Source organism: Streptomyces sp. NPDC007095, from assembly GCF_040634475.1.
In the GTDB taxonomy this organism is placed as follows: Bacteria; Actinomycetota; Actinomycetes; order Streptomycetales; family Streptomycetaceae; genus Streptomyces.
In genome coordinates, this window is record NZ_JBEYFS010000053.1 from 17310 (window position 1) to 38305 (window position 20996).

General features: G+C 70.3%; 23 protein-coding genes. 4 read left to right on the forward strand and 19 right to left on the reverse strand.

Annotated features, from left to right (window positions below):
- Positions 1–39: 39 nt before the first annotated feature.
- From ABZ656_RS19670 to tsaB, 7 genes are all read right to left on the reverse strand, one after another.
- Positions 40–948, reverse strand: a complete 909-nt coding sequence (locus ABZ656_RS19670) for a sugar ABC transporter permease (protein ID WP_360269519.1) — start codon at positions 946–948, stop codon at positions 40–42.
- A gap of 117 nt (positions 949–1065) precedes the next feature.
- Positions 1066–2367 carry an extracellular solute-binding protein gene (locus ABZ656_RS19675; protein WP_360269521.1) on the reverse strand — a complete coding sequence of 434 codons (1302 nt, stop codon included), beginning with the start codon at positions 2365–2367 and terminating at the stop codon, positions 1066–1068.
- Positions 2368–2636: 269 nt separating this feature from the next.
- On the reverse strand, positions 2637–3656 hold the full coding sequence (locus ABZ656_RS19680; RefSeq protein WP_075028486.1) for a LacI family DNA-binding transcriptional regulator: 1020 nt from the start codon (positions 3654–3656) through the stop codon (positions 2637–2639).
- A gap of 133 nt (positions 3657–3789) precedes the next feature.
- A complete protein-coding gene (locus tag ABZ656_RS19685) occupies positions 3790–4041 on the reverse strand; it encodes a hypothetical protein (RefSeq protein ID WP_101400150.1) in 252 nt (83 codons plus the stop codon).
- A complete protein-coding gene (tsaD, locus tag ABZ656_RS19690) occupies positions 4038–5147 on the reverse strand; it encodes a tRNA (adenosine(37)-N6)-threonylcarbamoyltransferase complex transferase subunit TsaD (RefSeq protein ID WP_360269487.1) in 1110 nt (369 codons plus the stop codon). The genes ABZ656_RS19685 and tsaD overlap by 4 nt, the downstream gene beginning before the upstream one ends.
- The gene (rimI, locus tag ABZ656_RS19695; RefSeq protein ID WP_060895788.1) at positions 5140–5646 is read right to left on the reverse strand and encodes a ribosomal protein S18-alanine N-acetyltransferase; all 507 of its coding nucleotides are present in this window, start codon (positions 5644–5646) and stop codon (positions 5140–5142) included. The genes tsaD and rimI overlap by 8 nt, the downstream gene beginning before the upstream one ends.
- 17 nt (positions 5647–5663) lie before the next feature.
- Positions 5664–6326 (reverse strand): tRNA (adenosine(37)-N6)-threonylcarbamoyltransferase complex dimerization subunit type 1 TsaB, encoded by a 663-nt coding sequence (gene tsaB / locus ABZ656_RS19700; protein WP_101400148.1) that lies wholly within the window; start codon positions 6324–6326, stop codon positions 5664–5666.
- A gap of 122 nt (positions 6327–6448) precedes the next feature.
- Between tsaB and ABZ656_RS19705 the strand changes: the two genes are divergently transcribed.
- Positions 6449–7003, forward strand: coding sequence for a hypothetical protein (locus ABZ656_RS19705; protein WP_101400147.1), 555 nt, complete (start codon positions 6449–6451; stop codon positions 7001–7003).
- 154 nt (positions 7004–7157) lie between these two features.
- A complete protein-coding gene (locus ABZ656_RS19710; protein ID WP_180362021.1) occupies positions 7158–7361 on the forward strand; it encodes a hypothetical protein in 204 nt (67 codons plus the stop codon).
- A gap of 114 nt (positions 7362–7475) precedes the next feature.
- On the opposite strand, the gene tsaE is transcribed toward ABZ656_RS19710, so the two are convergent.
- The 11 genes from tsaE to ABZ656_RS19765 all read right to left on the reverse strand — a co-directional run bounded on the left by tsaE (position 7476) and on the right by ABZ656_RS19765 (position 17806).
- The gene (tsaE, locus tag ABZ656_RS19715; RefSeq protein ID WP_095853078.1) at positions 7476–8009 is read right to left on the reverse strand and encodes a tRNA (adenosine(37)-N6)-threonylcarbamoyltransferase complex ATPase subunit type 1 TsaE; all 534 of its coding nucleotides are present in this window, start codon (positions 8007–8009) and stop codon (positions 7476–7478) included.
- Entirely contained in the window at positions 7975–9213 is a 1239-nt protein-coding gene (locus ABZ656_RS19720) for an alpha/beta hydrolase (RefSeq protein WP_101400145.1), read from the reverse strand. The genes tsaE and ABZ656_RS19720 overlap by 35 nt, the downstream gene beginning before the upstream one ends.
- 158 nt (positions 9214–9371) lie before the next feature.
- Complete coding sequence (gene alr, locus ABZ656_RS19725) at positions 9372–10526, reverse strand: alanine racemase (RefSeq protein WP_101400144.1); 1155 nt, start codon at positions 10524–10526, stop codon at positions 9372–9374.
- A 46-nt stretch (positions 10527–10572) separates the two neighbouring features.
- Entirely contained in the window at positions 10573–11451 is an 879-nt protein-coding gene (locus ABZ656_RS19730) for a L,D-transpeptidase family protein (protein WP_101400143.1), read from the reverse strand.
- A gap of 244 nt (positions 11452–11695) precedes the next feature.
- The gene (locus ABZ656_RS19735; protein WP_101400142.1) at positions 11696–13135 is read right to left on the reverse strand and encodes an NAD(P)H-hydrate dehydratase; all 1440 of its coding nucleotides are present in this window, start codon (positions 13133–13135) and stop codon (positions 11696–11698) included.
- 24 nt (positions 13136–13159) lie between these two features.
- On the reverse strand, positions 13160–13582 hold the full coding sequence (locus tag ABZ656_RS19740; RefSeq protein ID WP_360269491.1) for a holo-ACP synthase: 423 nt from the start codon (positions 13580–13582) through the stop codon (positions 13160–13162).
- Between the two features lie 64 nt (positions 13583–13646).
- Positions 13647–14900, reverse strand: coding sequence for a CU044_5270 family protein (locus tag ABZ656_RS19745; RefSeq protein WP_360269493.1), 1254 nt, complete (start codon positions 14898–14900; stop codon positions 13647–13649).
- Positions 14897–15556, reverse strand: a complete 660-nt coding sequence (locus tag ABZ656_RS19750) for a sigma-70 family RNA polymerase sigma factor (RefSeq protein ID WP_360269495.1) — start codon at positions 15554–15556, stop codon at positions 14897–14899. Before ABZ656_RS19750 ends, ABZ656_RS19745 begins: the two co-directional genes overlap by 4 nt.
- A gap of 231 nt (positions 15557–15787) precedes the next feature.
- Entirely contained in the window at positions 15788–16279 is a 492-nt protein-coding gene (locus ABZ656_RS19755; RefSeq protein WP_101400139.1) for a peptidylprolyl isomerase, read from the reverse strand.
- A 186-nt stretch (positions 16280–16465) separates the two neighbouring features.
- Positions 16466–17359: a hypothetical protein gene (locus ABZ656_RS19760; RefSeq protein WP_101400138.1), complete on the reverse strand. Its 894-nt coding sequence runs from the start codon at positions 17357–17359 to the stop codon at positions 16466–16468.
- A gap of 33 nt (positions 17360–17392) precedes the next feature.
- Positions 17393–17806 (reverse strand): ATP-binding protein, encoded by a 414-nt coding sequence (locus tag ABZ656_RS19765; RefSeq protein WP_360269498.1) that lies wholly within the window; start codon positions 17804–17806, stop codon positions 17393–17395.
- A 235-nt stretch (positions 17807–18041) separates the two neighbouring features.
- Between ABZ656_RS19765 and ABZ656_RS19770 the strand changes: the two genes are divergently transcribed.
- Complete coding sequence (locus tag ABZ656_RS19770; RefSeq protein ID WP_360269500.1) at positions 18042–18878, forward strand: helix-turn-helix transcriptional regulator; 837 nt, start codon at positions 18042–18044, stop codon at positions 18876–18878.
- A gap of 8 nt (positions 18879–18886) precedes the next feature.
- On the forward strand, positions 18887–19099 hold the full coding sequence (locus ABZ656_RS19775) for a DUF397 domain-containing protein (RefSeq protein ID WP_360269502.1): 213 nt from the start codon (positions 18887–18889) through the stop codon (positions 19097–19099).
- Here the strand turns inward: ABZ656_RS19775 and glmS are convergent.
- Positions 19060–20907 (reverse strand): glutamine--fructose-6-phosphate transaminase (isomerizing), encoded by a 1848-nt coding sequence (glmS, locus tag ABZ656_RS19780; RefSeq protein WP_101400135.1) that lies wholly within the window; start codon positions 20905–20907, stop codon positions 19060–19062. The genes ABZ656_RS19775 and glmS overlap by 40 nt on opposite strands.
- Positions 20908–20996: the final 89 nt, after the last annotated feature.

The following is a 20996-nucleotide window of genomic DNA, read 5'->3' on the forward strand; positions in this document are numbered from 1 at the left end:
GGACCGTGTTTTCCGGGACCGTGCTCTTCACGACCGCGCTCATCGGCCTGCTCGCATGGTGGTGATGGCTCCTTCGGTGTCACGGCGCAGCACGAAACGCTGGTAGGCGAGGGCGAAGACGAGGCTGATCAGGAACATCGCCACGCTGATCGCGCTGGCGTAGCCCATCTGGTAGCGCTTGAAGCCGTACTGGAACATGCTGATGACCATGGTTTCGGAGTGGTGGTCGGGACCGCCCGCGGAGATCACCCAGACCAGGTCGAAGAGCTGGATGGCGCCGATCACGGACAGGAACACGCTGATCCGCAGGGTCGGCGCGAGCAGCGGGAGCGTGACGTGGCGGAAGCGCTGCCAGCTGCCGGCGCCGTCGATGCGTGCCGCCTCGTGCAACTCCGCCGGGATGCCCTGGAGGCCTGCCAGGTAGAGCATCATGTGGAAGCCGAAGTACTTCCAGGTCATGACCAGGAAGAGGGTGGGCAGGACGGTGTTCTGACCCGCGAACCAGAGCCCGCCCAGGCCGTCGAGACCGACCGCGCCGAGGACCTTGTCGGCGAGTCCGCCGCCCGGCGCGAAGATCATGCTGAACAGCACGCCGGTGATGACCTCGGACAGGATGTACGGCGCGAAGAACAGCATCCGGTAGACGGCCCGGCCGCGCAGTCTCTGGTTGAGCAGCACGGCCATGGCGAGCGCGAACGGGAGCTGGAGGACCAGGGAGAAGGCGACGAGCAGGACGCCGCGCCACAGGTCCCCGAGGAACACCGGGTCCTGGAAGAGCCGGGTGTAGTTGTCGAACCCCACGGAGTCGGTGGGCGAGCCGAATCCGCCCCAGTTGAAGAAGCTGACGTAGAAGGCGTAGCCCATCGGCAGGAGGACGAGCATCCCGAACAGGGCGAGCGCCGGGATGGTGAAGACGAAGGCCGCGAACCAGTCGCGCACGTGCCGCATGGCGGGACGGCGGGGCCCTTGGCCCGGTGAAACGGCCGTCACGCCGGTCGACTTGCCGCGATGGGGCACATACGTCGACGCGGTCGAGGTCGAGGTCGAGTGCGTCATCGCCGGCCGCTAGCTCTTCTCGCTCTTGGCGACCTGGGTCACCGAACGCGTGACCTGTTCGGGCGACTTGGATCCGGCGATGAGCGCGGCGACGCTGTCGTTGATCTCCTGGCCGACGGCGGGGGCGTATGCCTGGTCGAGGTAGAGCTGGAAGCCGGTGGCGTTGTTCAGGGCGTCCGACACGGCGGTGAGGTTGGGGTCGGTCAGCGCGGGGCGCGCGTCCTTGGACACCGGTATCAGGCCGGTCTCCTTGACGAGCGTCTCGGCGAACTCCTTCTCCGCGAAGAACTTCAGGAACTCCACCGCCGCGTCCGGCGCCCCCTTGCGCACCGCGTGGCCGCCTCCTCCGCCGAACACCTCGGTGAGCGCGCCCTTTCCGCCCTCCACGGAGGGAAAGGAGAAGAAGCCCAGGTCGTCGCCGATGCCCTTGCCCGAGTCCTTCTCGACGGTCGGCGCCCACTGGCCCATCAGTTCCATGGCCGCCTTGCCGTTGCCCATCAGGGCCGCCTCACCGTTGGGGTCCGAGTAGGCCCCGCCGAGGAAACCCTTCTGGAAGGGTTCGAGCGCGACGAGGTCCTTGAGGTGCTGGCCGGCCGTGACGAACCCCTCGCCGGTGAAGTCGGCGTCGGTGGCCGCCTTCTGCATCGCCTCCAGCCCGGCGACGCGCATCGACAGATACGCCCAGTAGTACATGCCGGGCCACTTCTCCTTGCCGGCCAGCGCGATGGGCGTGATCCCGGCGCTCTTGAGGGCCCTGATGGTGTCGAGATAGCCGGACCAGGTGGTGGGCGGGGTGTCGATCTTGGCCTTCTTGAAGAGCGCCTTGTTGTACCAGAAGCCGACCATGCCGATGTCGAACGGGACCGCGTACGTCTTCTTGTCGAACTGGTAGGCCGCCAGCGAGGCGGGCACATAGTCCTTCGTCCAGGAGGCGGTCTTGTCGGTCAGGTCCTCGACCAGACCCGCGTCGATCTGCTGCTTGAGGACCCCGCCGCCCCAGGTGTGGAAGACGTCCGGAAGCTTTCCGGAGGTGGTCAGCGCGGTCATCTTGGACTTGTACGCCTCGTTCTCCAGCGTGACGATCTTGACCTTCACGTCCGGGTGCGCGGCCTCGAAGTCCTTGGCGCGCTGGGCCCACAGCTTCTTCGCGGGCTGGGTGGTGGTGATGTTCCACCACTCGATCGTGGTCTTGCCCGAACTGTTCCCGCTGTCGGAGGAGCCGCACGCACTCAGGGCGGCCGCCCCCAGTCCGGTCGCCGCGGATGCCGCCAGGAACCTCCGGCGGGAGAAAGAGGTGTAGGTGTTGCCCAACGCTCGCATCGCACACCTTCCGGAAGAGGGCCGATAATTATCGGCCGAGTGCGCCGGAAGTTACGGGTGCGGAACAGCCGTGTCAACGCCCCTGACAAATATCGGAAGTTCTTCGGGTGCGGGCCGGTGGGAGCTGGTCGCGCAGTTCCCCGCGCCTCTGCAGGGGCGCTGGTCCCGGCACGCCCGAAGGGGCGCGCGGAACTGCGCGACCGACCCCCACCGGCCCGCGGCCCCGCAACAATCTCAAGCCCCCGCCCGTGGGGCCGCCGTCAACCCCGTCGCGCCGTACTCGCCCGAACAACCAGCTCGGTAGCCAGCTCAACCCTCGGAGAAACCGGGTCCTCGCCCAGCGCCAGCCGGAGCACCGTCCGCGTGGCCAGCTTCCCCATGTCCGCCAGCGGCTGCCGCACCGTCGTGAGCGGCGGCGCCGACCACCGGACCTCCGGCAGATCGTCGAACCCGACGACACTCATGTCCTCGGGCACCCGCAACCCCCGCCGACGCAACGCCTCGATCGCCCCGAGCGCCATCTGGTCGCTCGCCGCGAACACCGCGGTCGGCGGTTCCTCCAGGTCTAGCAGCGTGTTGCAGCCGTCGAAGCCGGCCTGGTGATAGAAGTCCCCCGGCACGATCAGCGCGTCGTCGACCGCGACGCCCGCCCCGTCCAGCGCCGCCCGGTACCCGTCGAGCCGCGCCCGCGAGCACAGCAACCGCACCGGCCCCGCGACAAAGCCGATCCGACGGTGCCCGAGCCCGAGCAGATGCTCCGTCGCCGCCATCCCGCCCGCCCAGTTGGCGGCGCCGACGGTCGGTATGTCCAGAGTCGGGGAGCCCGCAGGATCGACCACGACCAGCGGCACCCCGAGCCGCCGCAACTCCTCGTGCAGCCGGGGTTCGAGGACCGAGGTCACGAGGATCACGCCGTCCGAGGCGCGGGCGCGCAGATTGGTCATCCACTGCCGGGCCGAGCCCGACGCACCGTGGATGGCGGACACCACCGTGCCCACTCCGGAGGCGTGCGCGACCTCCTCGACCCCCCGGATGATCTCCACGGCCCAGGGGCTGTCGAGGTCGTTGAAGACCAGGTCGATCAGGGCCGCCCGGTCTCCGGGCGCGGACGACCTGCGCTGGTAGCCGTGACGCCGCAGCAGGTCCTCGATACGGGCCCGGGTCTCCGGCGAGACGTCGGAGCGGCCGTTGACGACACGCGACACGGTGGGCACCGAGACGCCGGCCTGCCGGGCGATCTCGGTGATCGTCACCTTGTTCTTGATGCTCTCCCGGGCCACTGCGCCCACCTCCGTCGACACGTCGAACCGCCCCTCTACCGTTCCACACCCACGGACGAAACTTTGCAGGAGTCTTCCGGAAAAGCGAGGTCGGCGTGAAGCCCAGCCGGAAACGAAGACGGAAACGAAGACGTCAGGAGACCGACTCGAACCGCCACCGATGGACCGCCCGGGTCACCAAGTCCCCGTCCGGCTCCGGGAGTTCGGGGAGCTCGGCGTCGTAGGCCGCATCCCACCAGGTGATGACGAGCACCCGGTCCTGCGGCGCGCGCAGGACCTCCCGCCGCAGCGGCCGCGTCGCCGGCTCCTGTCCCCGCACCCAGGCGAGCAGTTCCTCGCCCCGCCCGGGGACGGCCCGCGCCTCCCACATCAACGCGACGGTCACGAGTACAGGTTCTCCTTCGAGACCTCGTGCACATGATCATGATCATGGCCGTGCTCGTGTGAACGACCGGGCACATGCGGGTCCGTCACCGGCAGTGAGGAGTCGGCCGACAGGTCCCAGTCGGAGGCGGCCCGGTTCCGGGAGACCATCTCCGCGCCCAGCGCGGCCACCATCGCCCCGTTGTCCGTGCACAGCTTCGGACGCGGCACCCGCAGCCGGATCCCCGCGGCCTCGCAGCGCTCCTGAGCCAGCGCCCGCAGCCGTGAGTTGGCGGCCACGCCACCGCCGATCATCAGGTGGTCGACGCCCTCGTCCTTGCAGGCCCGTACGGCCTTGCGGGTCAGCACGTCGACGACCGCCTCCTGGAAGGAGGCCGACACGTCACGCACCGGCACCTCCTCACCCGCCGCCCGCTTGGCCTCGATCCAGCGGGCAACGGACGTCTTCAGCCCGGAGAAGGAGAAGTCGTACGCCGGGTCGCGCGGCCCGGTGAGTCCGCGAGGGAAGGCGATCGCGGAGGGGTCGCCCTCCTTCGCGTACCGGTCGATGACAGGACCGCCGGGGAAGCCGAGGTTGAGCACACGCGCGATCTTGTCGAAGGCCTCGCCCGCGGCGTCGTCGATGGTCGCGCCCATGGGCCGTACGTCGGAGGTGATGTCGGTCGAGAGCAGCAGGGACGAATGGCCGCCCGACACGAGCAGGGCCATCGTCGGCTCCGGCAGCGGGCCGTGCTCCAACTGGTCCACACAGATGTGGGAGGCGAGGTGGTTGACGCCGTAGAGGGGCTTGCCCAGCGCGTAGGCGTACGCCTTGGCGGCGGTGACGCCGACGAGGAGGGCGCCGGCGAGGCCGGGACCGGCGGTGACCGCGATGCCGTCCAGGTCCTTCGCGCTCACCCCCGCGTCCTTGAGTGCCCGGTCGATGGTCGGCACCATCGCCTCCAGGTGGGCGCGGGAGGCGACCTCGGGCACGACGCCGCCGAAGCGGGCGTGCTCGTCGACGCTGGACGCGACGGCGTCCGCGAGCAGCGTGTTCCCGCGGACGATGCCGACGCCTGTCTCGTCGCAGGAGGTCTCGATACCCAGGACCAGCGGTTCGTCAGCCATTGCTCTCTGTTCCTTGTACGCCGTTTACGGAGGGTGAACCCGGGGCGGAGCCGCTGTCGGACGCGGTGCGCATCCGCATGACCAGGGCATCGACGTTGCCCGGCTGGTAGTAGCCGCGGCGGAAGCCGATGGGCTCGAAGCCGAAGCGCTCGTACAGCTTCTGCGCGCGGACGTTGTCCACGCGGCACTCGAGCATGACCTCGGCGCACTCGAACGCGGTCGCGGCCCGCAGCAGCTCGGTCAGCAGCCGGGCGCCGAGGCCGGTGCCCCACTGATCACGTCGTACGGCGATGGTCTGTACGTCGCCCAGGTCACCGGAGGCGGCGAGCCCGGCGTATCCGACGAGCCGGCCGCTCTCGGTCGCCACCACGTACCGGCGCGTCGCCCCGGGCCCGCGGGCGTGGGCCAGCTCGGACCAGAACATCCCCCGCGACCAGGCGTCCTCGGGGAAGAGATCCTTCTCCAGTTCCAGTACAGGATCGATGTCCCACCAGCGCATCTCGCGCAGCTCGGCGGTCACTTCGGGGTGACCACCTTGTAGTTCTTGGGCACCTGGGCGTCCGGGCGGCGCAGGTAGAGCGGCCGGGGCGCCACGAGCTCCTCGCCCGCGGCGAGTTTCTCCGCCGCCAGGGACGCGAGCGCGCCCGCCGAGACATTCTCGGGAGCACGGGCGTCCGGAAAGGTGTCGGGATAGAGCAGCGCACCCGCGCCCACGGCGGGCAGACCGGCAACCGTCTCGGCGATGTCGGCGGGCCGGTCGACGGCGGGCTCGGAGGCACGCGTACGGGGGTCGTCGTACAGCGCCCAGTACACCTCCTTGCGCCGGGCGTCCGTCGCGACGACGAACGGCCCCTCGACGCCGGTGCCGTCGGCGGCGTACGCGAGGCCGTCGAGGGTGCACAGGCCGTGCACGGGCACGCCGAGCACAAGGCCGAAGGTGTCGGCGGTCATGAGGCCGACACGCAGCCCCGTGTACGGGCCGGGGCCTACGCCCACGACGATGCCGGTGACGGCGTCCAGCTTGAGGCCTGCCTCGGCGAGCACCCGGTCGACGGCCGGCAGCAGCAGTTCTCCGTGCCGGCGTGCGTCCACCTGGCTCGACGAGGCGATGACGGACGTGCCGTCGTGCAGGGCGACGGTCACGGCGGGGGTGGCGGTATCCAGAGCGAGCAAGAGCACGCAAACAGCCTACGGCGCCCGAGCACGACGCACGGCCGCCCCGGTCTGCGGGGTGGCGGCTGCTACCGTCACCACAAAGGACGTAATGGACACGAACGCGGTACGAGAGGCGGGTACACAAGGTGGCTAGGAGCAGCTCGGGATTCGTGGCCGGGCTCACCGCGGCGGCTGTCGCGGTGGTCGGCTTCCTCGCCTACCAGGCGTCCGCGAACGTGCCCGACACCCTGAGCAAGCCCCTCGCGGGCTCGACCCCCAAGGTCCCCACCACGAAGGCACCCCGGGACAAGAAGAACCCGGCGGCGCTGCCGGCCGCCTCCGGCAGCGGTGAGCGGGTCGTCTACTCGGTCGACGACGACCGCGTGTGGCTGGTCGCCGCGAACAACAGGACCGAGCGCACCTTCAAGGTCACCCCCGGCACGGTGGACCCCGCGGTCGGCAGCTACGCCGTCACCTCCCGCTCCAAGGCCGTCACCGGATCGGACGGCGCCCAGATCGAGCACGTCGTCCGCTTCGCCCTCGTGGACGGCGTGACGATCGGCTTCAGCTCCGCCACAGACGGCTCCACGGGTTCCCCCGACTCCACCAAGAAACTCGGCGGCATCCGGGAGTCACGCAAGGACGGCACCGCGATGTGGAACTTCGCGACGATCGGCGTGAAGGTCGTCGTCATCCGGTAATCGTCGTCGTCATTGAGCAGTCGACGGGCGTGTGCGGGAGCGCGCCCTTGGGGGCGCGGGGCTGTGTACATCAACGGCTCCGCCGCGGGGCGCGACCAGCCCCCACCGGACCCGCAGCCGAAGAACCACGCCTCCGCGGAGCGCTCACGCAGCTTTGCGGGACCGCTCAGCCGCACGCGGCGCCTCCGGCATGGGCGCCCGAGGCGGCCTGGACACCGCGTCGGCGGCCGCACACGACGCCAACAGATCCCGCATCGACACCCCACCGCACGGCTGCTGCTGCACCGGCTTCACCGGCACGTCACGTTCCGAAGCCGACATGGACGCCTCCTGGGGATTCGGGGGCAAGCGCAGTTAGGTAGACCTAACTACGGACTGAGGTCCATGTGACCACGGCCGAGACGCCGAACGCAACATCTTGCCGACGGCTTGTCGGAACCTTCACGTCCCCCGGAACCCTCACCCAGGGTGATCAGGCCGCGAGCACGCTCAGATCGGTCGTCGCCCAGCGCTCTCCGAGCCCGGTGAGCGTGACGTGCCGGACCTCGTCCGTGGTGTCGCCGACGGCCCGGTGGATGACGACGTCGAGCCGGTCGTCGGTCAGCTCCTCGACCTTGCCCTCGCCCCACTCCACGACGATCACCGAGTCGGAGAGCGACACGTCGAGGTCGAGGTCCTCCATCTCGTCGAGGCCACCGCCCAGCCGGTACGCGTCCACGTGCACGAGCGGCGGACCGTCACCCAGGGAGGGATGCACACGGGCGATGACGAACGTCGGCGAGGTGACCGCGCCCCGTACGCCGAGCCCCTCGCCGAGCCCGCGCGTCAGCGTCGTCTTGCCCGCGCCGAGCTCCCCGTTCAGCATCACGAGATCGCCCGCGCGCAGCAGCTTGGCCAGGTGAAGGCCCAACTCCCGCATCTGCTCGGGCGAGTTGACGGTGATCCGGACGTTCACGCCCTCGGCGGCGGGCTCAGCCGGGTTGTGCGCTGCTGCTGGTGCTTCCATAGCCACCCACGGTAGCCCCTGCCGGGACGGCGCCCGCACGCATCAGGAGGTCGGCGAGACGGTCTATGACCACCTCGGGATGCTCCAGCATGACCAGGTGCCCGGCGTCCGGGACGAGCACCAGTTCGGCGTCCGGCAGCAGATCCGCGATCGCCTCGCTGTGCTCACTCGGTGTCACCATGTCGCCGACCCCGGCCAGCACCAGCACCGGCAGTTCGGCGAAGTACGCGAGCGCCTCGGTCTTGTCGTGCTCGGTGAACGCCGGGTAGAACTCCGCGACGACGTCGATCGGAGTGCCCTCGATCATCCGTTCGGCGAACCGCACGATGGCCGGGTCGACGTCCCGGGACGCGAACGAGTACCGCTTGATGATCCCCGCGAACAGGTCGGCCGTGGCCCGCCGCCCCCGCTCCACCAGGGCGGCCTGCTGACCGAGCGCCTTCAGCACACCGGGCAGCACCCGCCGCACCGCGTTGACGCCCGCGACGGGCAGCCCGAAGTTGACCTCGCCGAGCCGCCCCGACGACGTACCGACGAGCGCGACGGCGACGACCCGCTCGCGGACGAGGTCCGGGTACTGGTCGGCCAGCGCCATGGCGGTCATCCCGCCCATGGAGTGCCCCACCAGCACGATCGGCCCCTCGGGCACGGCCGCGTCGATGACGGCCTTCAGATCCTGGCCGAGCTGGTCGATGGAGACGGGTGTGCCGTCCTGCGTCTGCCCGACCCCGCGCCCGGAGCGGCCGTGACTGCGCTGGTCCCAGTGCACCGTGCGCACCACACCGCGCAGCGCGGCCCGCTGGAAGTGCCAGGAGTCCTGGTTGAGGCAGTACCCATGACTGAAGACGACGGTGACGGGGGCGGGAGCCTTGCGCCCGAAGAGCCGCCGCCGACGCGGGGTGAACGTCACATCCTGTTCGATGTCGTCCACCTCGTAGTACAGCTCGGTGCCGTCGTCGGCGTACGCCTTGCCTGGCGTGCCGCGCAGCGAGCCGTACGGGCCCGTCGAGTCGAGCGCGAGGCGGGCCTTGCTGCGCATGCCGCGGCCCACCGTGAGCCGCTCTATGGCGACTCCGGCGGCGGCGCCCGCCGCGACCACGCCTATGGCGACGCCGGCGATACCGGCCTTGCGCCAGTTCCCGGCGGCGGAGGCGACGGCCGCCACGGCGACGTCCGCGACGGCCTCCGCGCTGCTCTCGCTCACGTACCGCTCCTCTTCGCCGGGGTGTCGTTCACTTCAGAAGGTGGTGCTGGGGGTGGTGCCGGTCGTGCTGAGGGTGGTGCCGGAGGTACCACTGATGGTGCAACTATGTCCTGTTGCCCTGTTGTCCTGCGCGGGGCACCCCCTGTACTCCTTGCGGGTTACCCGCCTTGTTCCTTATTCACGTATACGCGCGGCACTCGGGTTCCGATCCGGGTGACGATTTCGTACGCGATCGTCCCCGTCGCCCGCGCCCAGTCCTCGGCGGTCGGCTCGCCCCGGTCGCCCGGACCGAACAGGATCGCCTCCGAACCGGGCACCGGCTCGTCCCCGCCCAGGTCGACCACGAACTGGTCCATCGCGACCCGCCCCGCGACCGTCCGCCACTTGCCGCCCACCAGCACCGGTCCGGTGCCGGAGGCGTGGCGCGGAACGCCGTCCGCGTACCCGACGGGGACGAGGCCGAGGGTGGTGGCACCCGGGGTGACGTAGTGATGCCCGTAACTGACCCCGTGGCCCCCCGGTACGTGCTTCACCAGCGCGAGGGACGCGCTCAGCGTCATCACCGGGCGCAGCCCGAAGTCGGCCGGGGTGCCGATCTCGGGGCTGGGCGAGATGCCGTAGACCGCGATCCCCGTCCGTACGAGGTCGAAGTGGCTCTCGGGGAGGGTCAGCGTGGCCGGCGAGTTGGCGATGTGCCGCACCTCGGGGCGCACGCCACGCTCCTCGGCGTACGTCACCATCGCGCGGAAAAGGTTCAGTTGGGCCTGGACGGAGGGATGCCCGGGTTCGTCGGCGCAGGCGAAGTGCGACCACAGACCGGTGATGTCGATCAGCCCGCGTTCCTCGGCACGCAACGCCTCGCTCACGAGTTCGGGCCAGTCGCCGGGCTGGCAGCCGGAGCGCCCGAGCCCGGTGTCCGCCTTGAGCTGGACCCGGGCGGGCATCCCGGCCGCCTCGGCGGCGGCGGTGACCTCCCGCAGGGCCCACATCCCGCTCACCGACACGTCGAGGTCGGCCTCGACGGCCTCCCGCCACGGCCCGCCCGGCGTCCACAGCCAGCACATGATCCGGTGGCCCGTCAGGCCCGCCGCGCGCAGGGCGAGGGCCTCCTCGGGGGTGGCGGTGCCGAGCCAGGTGGCCCCCGCCTCCAGCGCCGCGCGGGCGCACGGGACCGCGCCGTGGCCGTACGCGTCGGACTTGACCACGGCCATCAAGGCCGCGGACGGCGCGTGGGCGCGCAGGGTCCGCACGTTGGCCCGCAGGGCGGCCAGGTCGATCTCTGCGCGGGCGCGCAGGGGTGCTGTGTCGTTCATCGCGCCCCCAGTGTCTCAGAGGGGCCCGAGGGCCCCGGGAGGACGGTCAGGTACCGGCCCTGCGGCCCCACACGTACACGTGGTCGCCCGTCTTGGTGACGTTCCACAGGGAGCGTGCGTCGGCGAGGCGCAGATTGACACAGCCATACGAGCCGTTCGGGTCGTAGATGCTGCCGTAGATGGCGTGGAAGGCCTCTCCGCCGCTGAAGAACTGGCTGTACGGCATCGGGCTGTTGTACAGCGTCGACCAGTGGTTCTTGTGCTTCCAGTAGACCTTGAACCAGCCGGTCCTGGTCCGGTACCCGGCCCGCCCGCTGCGCATCGGCACCGGTCCCCACAGCACCTTCTTCCCCTTCTGCACCCAGGTGAGCTGCCTGGTCAGGTCCACACACGCGACGCGGTACGACCGCACGGGACACTTCCCGGCCGTGTTCGGGTTCTTCTTCGCGGACATCAGCTGCATCCGGGCCCAGGTGACGGGGCCGGCGAAGCCGGTGTTCGGCTTGATCCCCTCCTTCGTCTGGAACGCCCGGATGGCGGCGCAGTCCCTCGCCGACTGCTTCCCGTCGACCTTCAGCTTCAGCCACCGCTCGACCTGCCGCTGGTACGGCCCGGCCAGCTTGCTGCACGTCACGGACTTGCCCGCGGCGGCCTCGCGGAGGGGGACGTACTCGATGAGCGCGTCCGTACCCGCGGGGGCGTCCCTCGGCTCGACGGCCTGCTCCTGCGCGCTCGGTGTGTACACCTTGGGCGGCAGCATCTGGTCCGGTGTGTCCACCTGCCACGGCTGATGCGGCCCCGGCGCCACGCCGGGCACCAGCTCGCTCCCCGGCCCTGGCGCCGGGGGCCCGGGCTCCGCCGCCGCACCCTCCACCGGCATCACCACCAGCAGCGCGAGGAGCACCCCCACGCTCCGGCATCTCATTCGTCTGCTCATCATCATGCGACCAGCGATACGCAACCCCGGGGCGAGCGGGGGTGAGCCGCGCGGACGGGGTCCCCCGTAATGGGCAACGCGGCGCCCCCGTAAGGGGCGCGAGGAACTGCGCGCCCAGCCCCCACCGCCCCGCGGACGAAGAACCCACCCGGAGGGCTGGGGCGAAGCCCCGCCCCAGGGGCGGGAGGAATCGCGCGCCCAGCCGCCCCCCAGGGGACAAAGAACGGCAGGGTCAGCGGAGCGCGTCGCGGACGTCCCGCCAGGCCTCCGGAATCGCCGCCGCGACATCATGCGCCCCCAAGGGCGCCCCATCCGCCGCGAGCCTCCCCGCCAGCCCATGCAGATACGCGCCCACACTCCCCGCGTCCAACGCCGACAGCCCCGCCGCGAGCAACGACCCCGCAAGCCCCGACAGCACGTCCCCGCTCCCGGCCGTGGCCAGCCACGCCGTCCCCGTCGGATTCACCCGCACCGCACCGCCCGCCGGGTCGGCGACCAGCGTCGTCGACCCCTTCAGCAGCACGGTCGCCCCGTACCGAAGCGCCAACTCCCGCGCCGACGCCAGCCGAGCCCCCTCCACCGACTCCCGCGAAACCCCGAGCAACGCCGCCGCCTCCCCGGCGTGCGGAGTCATCAGCGTGGGCGCGGTGCGGGCCCGTACCGCGGACCGGTCCGCGAGCCGCAGCCCGTCCGCGTCCACCAGCACCGGCACGTCCGCCCCGAGCACCTGCGCCACCGCCGACGCGTCGTCCCCGATCCCGGGCCCCACCACCCACGCCTGGACCCGCCCGGCCCGCTCGGGCCCCTGGTCCGACACGAGCGTCTCGGGAAAGCGGGAGATCACGGCATCCGCCGCGGGCCCGACGTACCGCACCGCCCCCGCCCCACCCCGCAGGGCCCCGGACACGGCGAGCACGGCGGCCCCGGGATACCGCGCGGACCCGGCCGCGATCCCGAGGACCCCGCGCCGGTACTTGTCGCTCTCGGCCCCGGGCACCGGCAGCCGCGCCGCCACGTCCACGTGCTGAAGGGCCTCAAGTTCGGCCTCCTCGGGCAGTTCGAGCCCGATGTCGACCAGGCGTACGGAACCGGCGTACTCACGCCCCGGGTCGATCAGCAGCCCGGGCTTGTGCGTCCCGAAGGTCACCGTCAGATCGGCGCGGACGGCGGTGCCCCGGACCTCTCCCGTGTCGGCCTCGATCCCGCTCGGCAGGTCCACGGCGACCACGGCCGCCCGGGAGTCCGCGGCGTACTCGGCCAGCGGCACCGCCTCGGGCCGCAGCCCGCCCTTGCCCCCGATGCCGACGATCCCGTCCACCACGAGGTCGGCCCGCAGGATCAACTCCTCGGCGGCGCCGGACCCGGCCACCGTGCCCCCGGCCCGCCGCAGCGCGGCCAGGCCCGCGCCATGGGTCCGTTCGGGCGCGAGCAGCACGGCGGTGACCCCCGCCCCCCGCCGCGCCAGCCGGGCCCCGGCGTACAGGGCGTCGCCCCCGTTGTCCCCGCTGCCCACGAGCAGCACGACCCGGCCGGCGTACACCCGTCCCAGCAAGTCCGCGCAGGCAGCGGCCAGTCCGGCCGCGGCGCGCTGCATCAGCGCACCCTCCGCAAGCCGCGCCATCAACTCACGCTCTGCCGCCCTGACCGTCTCCACGCTGTACGCAGTACGCATGGGTCGAGTCTCCCGTACGCAGGCTCACCGCGCCGCCCCGGCCGCCGGACAACCGCCCCTCCCCGGGCTCCACCCCAACCCCTCCGCCACCACCACCGCCGAGGCCACCCCCGCGTCATGGCTCAGCGACACATGCCACGAGCGGACGCCCAGTTCGGCCGCGCGCGCCGCCACCGTCCCCGTGACCCGCAGCCGCGGCCGGCCGCTGTCCTCGACGTAGACCTCCGCGTCCGTCCAGTGCATGCCCGCCGGAGCGCCCAGCGCCTTGGCGACCGCCTCCTTCGCGGCGAAGCGCGCGGCCAGGGACGCGATGCCGCGGCGCTCCCCGTTCGGCAGGTGCAACTCCTGATCCAGGAAGAGCCGATGGGCCAGCCCCGGCGTACGCTCCAGCGCCGCCAGGAACCGGTCGATCTCGGCCACGTCGATACCGACCCCGATGATGCTCATGTCCAGCACCCTATGGGCCGGACGGCCGCCGACGTGCCGACCTCTCGGCCTTGATTGCGCGAGCTCAGCGCTCGGCGTTCTTCGGCACGGTGATCTGGTGCTCACCCCAGCTCATCCGCGTCGTCGCCTCGTAGTTCACCGTCGTCCCCGCGTCGAGACCCGCTTCCCTGGCCCTGGCCGACGGTTCGACCAGCACGTCCTGCTCGCAGAGCATCGCGCCGGTGGACGGGTCCACGACCAGCCGCTGCTGCACGCTCCCCAGCGGGGTCCGCGCCGTACCGGGGAACGCGACACCGACGCCCTCACGCCCCAGTGGATCGGTGACACGCCCGAGCCCCCGGACGCCGGGCAGGTCCGCGATCACCCGATACGCGGCAGCCCGTACGGCGGGCTTCACCGGCATCGTGATGAGGTCGGCCGCCTGGCGCAGCACATAGGCCGTGCGGCCGCCGCCGGTCTCGGCACCGCTGCTGTCCTCGCCGTACAGCTTCTCCAGCTGACGGCGCAACTCCGCACTGCTGGAGGGAAGTTCGCGCAGATCCTGGTACGAGACGTTCCGCGGGCCGAGGACGTAGATCTTGTCGTCGGCGTCGGTCCGCATGACCATCGGCCGCCCGGTTCCGATCCTGTACCCGAGCGTTCCCGATCCGGCCGCCGTCGAGACCTCGGCCTGCGCGGTGGCGGGCGAGCCCGCGGCCCGCCAGCGTGCCTTGTCCGCCTCGGTGCGGGGCACGGTCACGTCGTCCAGACCGGAGACAATCAGGCTCCGGGTTCCCGGACGCACACCCACCGACCACTCCCCGGTCGACGTGGTGCGCACGGCGAAGAGCTGCCCCTTCGCACCGACGACGTTCACGTCCTGCGAGCGCGTGGTGGTCTGCCAGTACGTTCCCTCGGCGGCCGGTGTCTCCGCCTTCTTCGCCACGCTGAGCAGTTCGAGGCGGCCGTCGACCTGGACGTCGGCGCGACCGTCCGACGCCGCCGAAGGCGACCCCGGCGTGGCGGCGGAGGACTGCGGATGGGCGCTCGCGCGCACGCCTGATGGATCCTGCCGGTCGAGCGTGTTCACGACCACCACGGACGCCGCGACGGCTGCGACAGCCACGACGGTCCCGAGCGGCCGGATCCCGGCCCGGAGGCGCCGTGGTTCCTGGGAGCGTGCCGCGCGACCGTCCGTCGCTCCGGCGAGGATGCGTGCCAGGTCGTCGTGCTGGCGCGGGGAGTCGGCCAGCCGGGCCGGGTCGAGTTCGTCGGGCCGGGCGTCCGCGAGCACCGTCATGACGTCGGGCCGCCCGGACCGTGCGTGGGTGTTCTTCATGTGAGTGCTCCTTTGCGATCGGTGCTGCGGTGCGGGGCCCGAGGCGGTGGCACTTGCGCGGCCGGCGCGTGTGCGGGTGACGCTTGTGCGGGCGGCACCCGTGCAGGGGGCGCTTGTGCGGGCGGTACTTGTGCGGGGGCTACGGACGCCGTCTCCGCCGGGGACACCGCCTCCAGGGCCTTTTCCAGACGGCGGCGGGCCCGGTGCAGCCGGACGGTCAGCGTCGCGATGGTGCAGCCCAGGACCCGTGCCGCCTGCTTGGGGCTCAGCCCGTGCCAGGCGATCAGGGTCAGCAGCTCCCGGTCGGCGTCGGACAGACTCGCCAGGGCCTGCAACGCGGCTTCCCGGTCGGTCACGTCCGCCGCGACGTCACCGACGTCGCGGCGGGCACCGCTGCTGATGCGCTGGGCCTCCTGGGCGGCGACGGCGTACTGGTGGCTGTCCCGGCGGCGCAGTTCGCGCACCAGGTTGCGGGCCACTCCCAGCAGCCAGGGCAGTGCCGGTTGCGGAATGTCCCGCACGCGCCGCCAGGCGACGGTGAACGTCTCGCTCGTGATGTCCTCGCCTACCTGTCGACCCACCAGACTCGTGGCATAGGCGAGGACGCGCGGATAGCACTCCTCGTAGACGTCCCTGAAGCGTTGGGCATGTGTCACACGCCATCCCCTCATATCGGCTCTCTCACCAAGCAATGCGCGTGACGGCCCACTTCTTACAGGGCGAGCCGAAATTCATCCGGTGTGGTCCGCGTCACGCCGAGGGAAGGGTGAAGAGGCAGAGGGGCGGGGCATTGGGGGGCGCCTGATAACCGAACGAGCGGGAACGGCCGCAGCCGTTCCCGCTCGATCTCCGTGCTGTACGGCCGGACGAGTCCTGGCCTGGATCCCTCAGACGGTGCCGGAGTCCGAGATGACGATCTTCTTGGACGTGGCACCGGAACGGCTGCCGAGCTTCTCGACGGCCCGGACGACGTCCATGCCCTCGACGACCTCACCGAAGACGACGTGCTTGCCGTCGAGCCAGTCGGTGACGATCGTGGTGATGAAGAACTGCGAGCCGTTGGTGTTCGGGCCGGCGTTGGCCATGCTCAGCAGGCCCGGCTTGGTGTGCTTGAGCTTGAAGTTCTCGTCCGGGAACTTCGTACCGTAGATGCTCTTGCCGCCGGTGCCGTTCTGGTTGGTGAAGTCACCGCCCTGCAGCATGAAGTCCGGGATGACGCGGTGGAACGGCGAGCCCTTGTAGCCGAACCCGTTCTGGCCGGTGGCCAGCTCACGGAAGTTGCGGGTCGTCTCCGGGACCACGTCGTCGTACAGCTTGAACTCGATCCGGCCGAGCGGCTCCCCGTCCGCGGACACCTCGAAGAAGACGTTCTGTCCCATGGCACTGCTCCTCTTGTATTCGAAAGGTCGTGTCCGAGAATAAGAGGGCACCGGCCCACGGGTCGCAGCGGGAACCCCCACAGCGGGACAAACGGCCTAACGCCGTCACCGGAGCGCGGCACTAATCACTGTCACCGGCGCTAAGGCGGACTGGGGTGCGCTGGGGGGGCCTCCAGCCCCGTACGGCTATTCGGGCCGCACGTCCGTGAACAGGTCCTCTGCGTCGGCCACGTGGACCGCCCGTTCCGACCAGGCCTTGAGCTGATCCAGGTCGGAACACGCCTGCACCCTCTGCCGGACGGAGTCAGGTACCTGGAGGCCTCGAAGCTCCAAAATCTTCAGGGTCATTTCGATGCGCCCTTCGATGCGCCCTTCGACGCGCCCTTCATCCCTCACCTGCTCCGCGACCGGGTGGCGGAAGAAGTAGTTCACCGGAGCCATCAGGTCCCTCCAAGTCTCCTTCGCCTGGGAATCCACCAGGCCAGACGTCACGAGCTGTACGAGCAGAGCCGCGCTTGCCGGGTCAATCGTCTCCAGAGCCGCCGCGAGTGGTCCCAGTATCGCAGCGGCACGCGGCCCTTTACCATGCGTAATCGCCGAGAGCACCGCGAGCGACACATCCTGCGCGGCCTCCTTCTCGTCGGTGATCACCGGCACGTTGTCCGGTCCGAGAACCATCGGCCGTACGACGAGCGAGGACCAGCCGGGCAGACCGAACCGGATGGGCTGCGCGGCCCACCGCGCGGTGGAGCTGCTCTGGGTCATGACGATCAGCACCGGCTCACAGCGGTACTCCTCGTAAAGGTACGAGAGGTAGTACGGCCAACTCCCGCGCTTCCTCTCGTCCTTCTTGCCCTGCGACTCCAGCACCAGCAGATAGTCACCCTCCTCAGTGTTCACCCGCACCAGGCTGTCCACGCGCCGCTCGACCGGCTCGATCTCGGTCAGGTCCGTGTTGAGCACCGTGAAGCCGCACGGCTCCGGGAACGGCACACGGAACAGCTTCTGGAAGTTGCGGATCAACCCGGCCGTATCCTTCTGGCCGAAGTGGTGCAGCGCCTCGTGCGACGAGCTGACCATCAGCCCTCCTTCCTGTACGACGTGATCAACGAGCTACGAGGCGGCGAGGTCACACCAGACGTACTTGCCGCGCTGCCCGTTCCTGGCCAGCGGCTGCCAGCCCCACAGATCGGCGCAGGCGCGTACGAGGGCGAGGCCGCGGCCCTCCTCCGCGTCGGCGACCCGGTCCCACGGCAGGGACGGCTCCGGGGGCTGCGGGTCCGCGTCCCAGGCGCCGATACGCAGGACCCCGGCCCGCCAGTGCACCCGTAGCGCCGCCTGCCCCTTCGTATGCCGCACGGCGTTGGAGACCAGCTCGGCCGCGACCAGCTCGGCGACGTCGGTGAGGCGGATCAGCCCGTGCAGGGTGAGGATCAGGCGGACGGTACGACGACTGACGGTGACGGCGCGGAGGTCGTGGGGGATGTACATCATGTACTCCCAGGGGTCGACGACGGTTTCGGGCATGACTGAACTCCGTTCGGGTGGTGGGGGGGTTGGGGATACGCGGCGGTGGCGGGCGGTGGCATTGACGCAGCCGTCCCGGCAGGACGGAGCGGTGCGCTTCCGGTGCCCCGGGGTGTCGCAGTGTGTGCGTCGCATCACCGACGGTAGGGGTTAATGTTTCGGTTGGGCAAGTCGACCGCGTAATCTGACCCCGAACGAGTCGCGCTCACAGGCGCGTTGCACCGAGGAGCAGTCGATGACGACGAGGCGCGACCCAACGGCACGCCAGATGCGCCTGGCGGTCGAACTACGCAGACTCCGCGAGGCGGCAGGCCTCAGCGGCCGTCAGGCGGCAGCGCTGCTGGGAGTGAGCCCCGTCCAGCTCAGCCATATCGAGTCCGGTCTCTCAGGGGTGAGCGAGGAACGTCTGCGCCGACTTGCGTCCCACTACGCCTGCGAAGACAGCGAGTTCATCGATGCTTTGGTCTCCTTGGTCACCGATCGGACACGCGGCTGGTGGGAGGAGTACCGGGGCCTGCTGCCCACGTCGTTCCTGGACCTCTCCGAACTGAACCACCACGCCTGCTTCCGGCGCGATGTGGCGGTCCTGTACGTACCGGGCCTGTTGCAGACGGAGGAATACGCACGTGCCGTCTTCTCCTCCAGAGTGCCCGAACTCACCCATGACGAGCTTGAATTGCGTGTCCGTCACCGAATGGCACGCCAGGAGATCACCATCCCGTACGAGTTGGTGATCCACGAGGCGGCCCTACGCATCAGGGTCAGCGACCGCGTCGCCTCCCGGGCTCAGCTTGTCCGGCTCCTGGAGATCTCCGAAGCGGACCACATCACCGTGCGCGTCATCCCCTTCGATCTGGACGGCTTCGCCAGGGCCGCCAGCACCATGACTTACGTGGGCGGCCCCGTGCCCAAACTGGACACGGTGGTGCGTGACGTACCCCATGGCTCGGCCTTCATCGACTCCGAAGCACAACTGAGCGCCTTCCGAACGCGCTTCCGTAAGGTGGAGGCCGTATCACTCGACCCTGATCGGTCGCGTGACTTCATCCACCGGCTGGCGAAAGAGCTGTGAGGCATCCCATGGACAACTGGCGGAAGTCGTCCTACTCAGGCCCCGACGATGGCAACGAGTGCGTGGAAATCGCGAACTCACCCACCCACATAGCCATCCGTGACTCCAAGACCCCGGCCAGGGCCACCCTCACCTTCCCGGCCGGAGCCTTCACCCCCTTCATCGAAGCCCTAAAGACAACTCACTCCACCGTCACCGATTTCGCCAGGTTCCGAGGCTGATCCACCTCGTTGCCCCGGGCCGTCGCCAGTTCACACGCGAACACCTGCAACGGCACCGTCGCGACGAGCGGCTGAAGCAGCGTCGGCGTGGCCGGAATCCGGATCAGATGGTCGGCGTAAGGCACCACCGCCTCATCCCCCTCCTCAGCGATCACGATCGTGCGCGCACCCCTCGCCCGGATCTCCTGGATGTTGGACACGATCTTGTCGTAGAGAACCGAGCGCCCGCGCGGGGACGGCACGACGACCACGACCGGCAGATCGTCCTCGATCAACGCGATCGGCCCGTGCTTCAGCTCACCCGCCGCGAAGCCCTCGGCGTGCATGTAGGCGAGCTCCTTGAGCTTGAGGGCACCTTCCAGGGCGACCGGATAGCCGACGTGCCGCCCCAGGAACAGCACGGTTTTCTTGTCGGCGAGCGATCGTGCGAGCTCCCGTACCGGCTCCATGGTCTCCAGGACCCGTTCCACCTCGCCGGAGATCTGGGACAGGTCCCGGATGACGGCCTGGATCTCGTCGCCCCACTTGGTCCCGCGCACCTGGCCCAGGTACAGCGCGACCAGATAACAGGCGACCAGCTGCGTCAGGAAGGCCTTGGTGGACGCTACGGCGACCTCAGGACCCGCGTGCGTGTAGAGCACCGCGTCCGACTCGCGCGGGATCGTCGAACCGTTCGTGTTGCAGATCGCCAGCACCTTGGAGCCCTGCTCGCGGGCGTGCCGCAGCGCCATCAGCGTGTCCATGGTCTCGCCGGACTGGGAGATGGCGATCACCAGCGACCGCGTACCGAGAATCGGATCCCGGTACCGGAACTCGCTCGCGAGCTCCACCTCGCACGGGATCCGCGTCCAGTGCTCGATGGCGTACTTGGCGATCAGCCCGGCGTGGAAGGCGGTCCCGCAGGCCACGATGACGACCTTGTCGACCTCGCGCAGCTCGTGAACCGGGATCCGCACCTCGTCGAGCGTCAGTGAACCTGCCGCGTCGATCCGGCCCAGGAGCGTATCGGCGACCGCCTTGGGCTGCTCGGCGATCTCCTTGAGCATGAAGTAGTCATAACCCCCCTTTTCCGCGGCCGACGCGTCCCAGTCGATGTGATAAGAGCGCACGTCCGCCGGACGGCCGTCGAAACCGGTCACCGTCACGCCGTCCCGGCGCAGCTCCACCACCTGGTCCTGACCCAGCTCGATCGCCGACCGCGTGTGGGCGATGAACGCGGCGACATCCGAGGCGAGAAAGGCCTCGCCCTCCCCGACGCCCACCACGAGCGGCGAGTTCCGCCGCGCCCCCACCACCACGTCCGGATCGTCCGCGTGCACCGCGACCAGCGTGAACGCGCCCTCCAGGCGGCGGCACACCAGCCGCATCGCCTCCGCCAGGTCGTCGCACGCCGAGAACTCCTCGGCGATCAGGTGTGCGACCACCTCGGTGTCGGTCTCGGAGGTCAGCTCGTGCCCGCGCTCGGCCAACTCCGCACGCAGCAGCGCGAAGTTCTCGATGATCCCGTTGTGCACGACGGCGACGCGCCCCGCGTTGTCGAGATGCGGATGGGCGTTCGCGTCCGTGGGCCCCCCGTGCGTGGCCCAGCGCGTGTGCCCGATCCCCGTCGACCCGGTCGGCAGCGGCCGGCCGACCAGCTCCTTCTCCAGGTTGACCAGTTTCCCGGCCTTCTTCGCGGCGGCGAGCCCCCCGTCCGCCAGCACGGCGACACCCGCCGAGTCGTACCCCCGGTACTCCAGCCGCTTCAGCCCGGCCATCACCACATCAAGCGCCGACTGCGACCCCACGTATCCCACGATTCCGCACATGCGCCGCAGCCTAAGCGCCAACAGCCCCCCGAACCCGGCACTCCGTGCCCGAATTCGGAAATTCCAGCTGCCTTTCGGTGGGTCCCCCG

What these genes read in the sequence shown, in the direction of transcription:
- ABZ656_RS19745 (WP_360269493.1), bottom strand. Translation starts at nt 14,900, where the DNA reads ATGAAGAACACCCACGCACGGTCCGGGCGGCCCGACGTCATGACGGTG.
- glmS (WP_101400135.1), bottom strand. Translation starts at nt 20,907, where the DNA reads ATGTGCGGAATCGTGGGATACGTGGGGTCGCAGTCGGCGCTTGATGTG.
- ABZ656_RS19730 (WP_101400143.1), bottom strand. Translation starts at nt 11,451, where the DNA reads ATGAGATGCCGGAGCGTGGGGGTGCTCCTCGCGCTGCTGGTGGTGATG.
- ABZ656_RS19770 (WP_360269500.1), top strand. Translation starts at nt 18,042, where the DNA reads ATGACGACGAGGCGCGACCCAACGGCACGCCAGATGCGCCTGGCGGTC.
- alr (WP_101400144.1), bottom strand. Translation starts at nt 10,526, where the DNA reads ATGAACGACACAGCACCCCTGCGCGCCCGCGCAGAGATCGACCTGGCC.
- ABZ656_RS19775 (WP_360269502.1), top strand. Translation starts at nt 18,887, where the DNA reads ATGGACAACTGGCGGAAGTCGTCCTACTCAGGCCCCGACGATGGCAAC.
- rimI (WP_060895788.1), bottom strand. Translation starts at nt 5,646, where the DNA reads ATGCGCTGGTGGGACATCGATCCTGTACTGGAACTGGAGAAGGATCTC.
- tsaD (WP_360269487.1), bottom strand. Translation starts at nt 5,147, where the DNA reads ATGGCTGACGAACCGCTGGTCCTGGGTATCGAGACCTCCTGCGACGAG.
- ABZ656_RS19755 (WP_101400139.1), bottom strand. Translation starts at nt 16,279, where the DNA reads ATGGGACAGAACGTCTTCTTCGAGGTGTCCGCGGACGGGGAGCCGCTC.
- ABZ656_RS19760 (WP_101400138.1), bottom strand. Translation starts at nt 17,359, where the DNA reads ATGGTCAGCTCGTCGCACGAGGCGCTGCACCACTTCGGCCAGAAGGAT.
- ABZ656_RS19765 (WP_360269498.1), bottom strand. Translation starts at nt 17,806, where the DNA reads ATGCCCGAAACCGTCGTCGACCCCTGGGAGTACATGATGTACATCCCC.
- ABZ656_RS19740 (WP_360269491.1), bottom strand. Translation starts at nt 13,582, where the DNA reads ATGAGCATCATCGGGGTCGGTATCGACGTGGCCGAGATCGACCGGTTC.
- tsaE (WP_095853078.1), bottom strand. Translation starts at nt 8,009, where the DNA reads ATGGAAGCACCAGCAGCAGCGCACAACCCGGCTGAGCCCGCCGCCGAG.
- ABZ656_RS19670 (WP_360269519.1), bottom strand. Translation starts at nt 948, where the DNA reads ATGCGGCACGTGCGCGACTGGTTCGCGGCCTTCGTCTTCACCATCCCG.
- ABZ656_RS19735 (WP_101400142.1), bottom strand. Translation starts at nt 13,135, where the DNA reads ATGCGTACTGCGTACAGCGTGGAGACGGTCAGGGCGGCAGAGCGTGAG.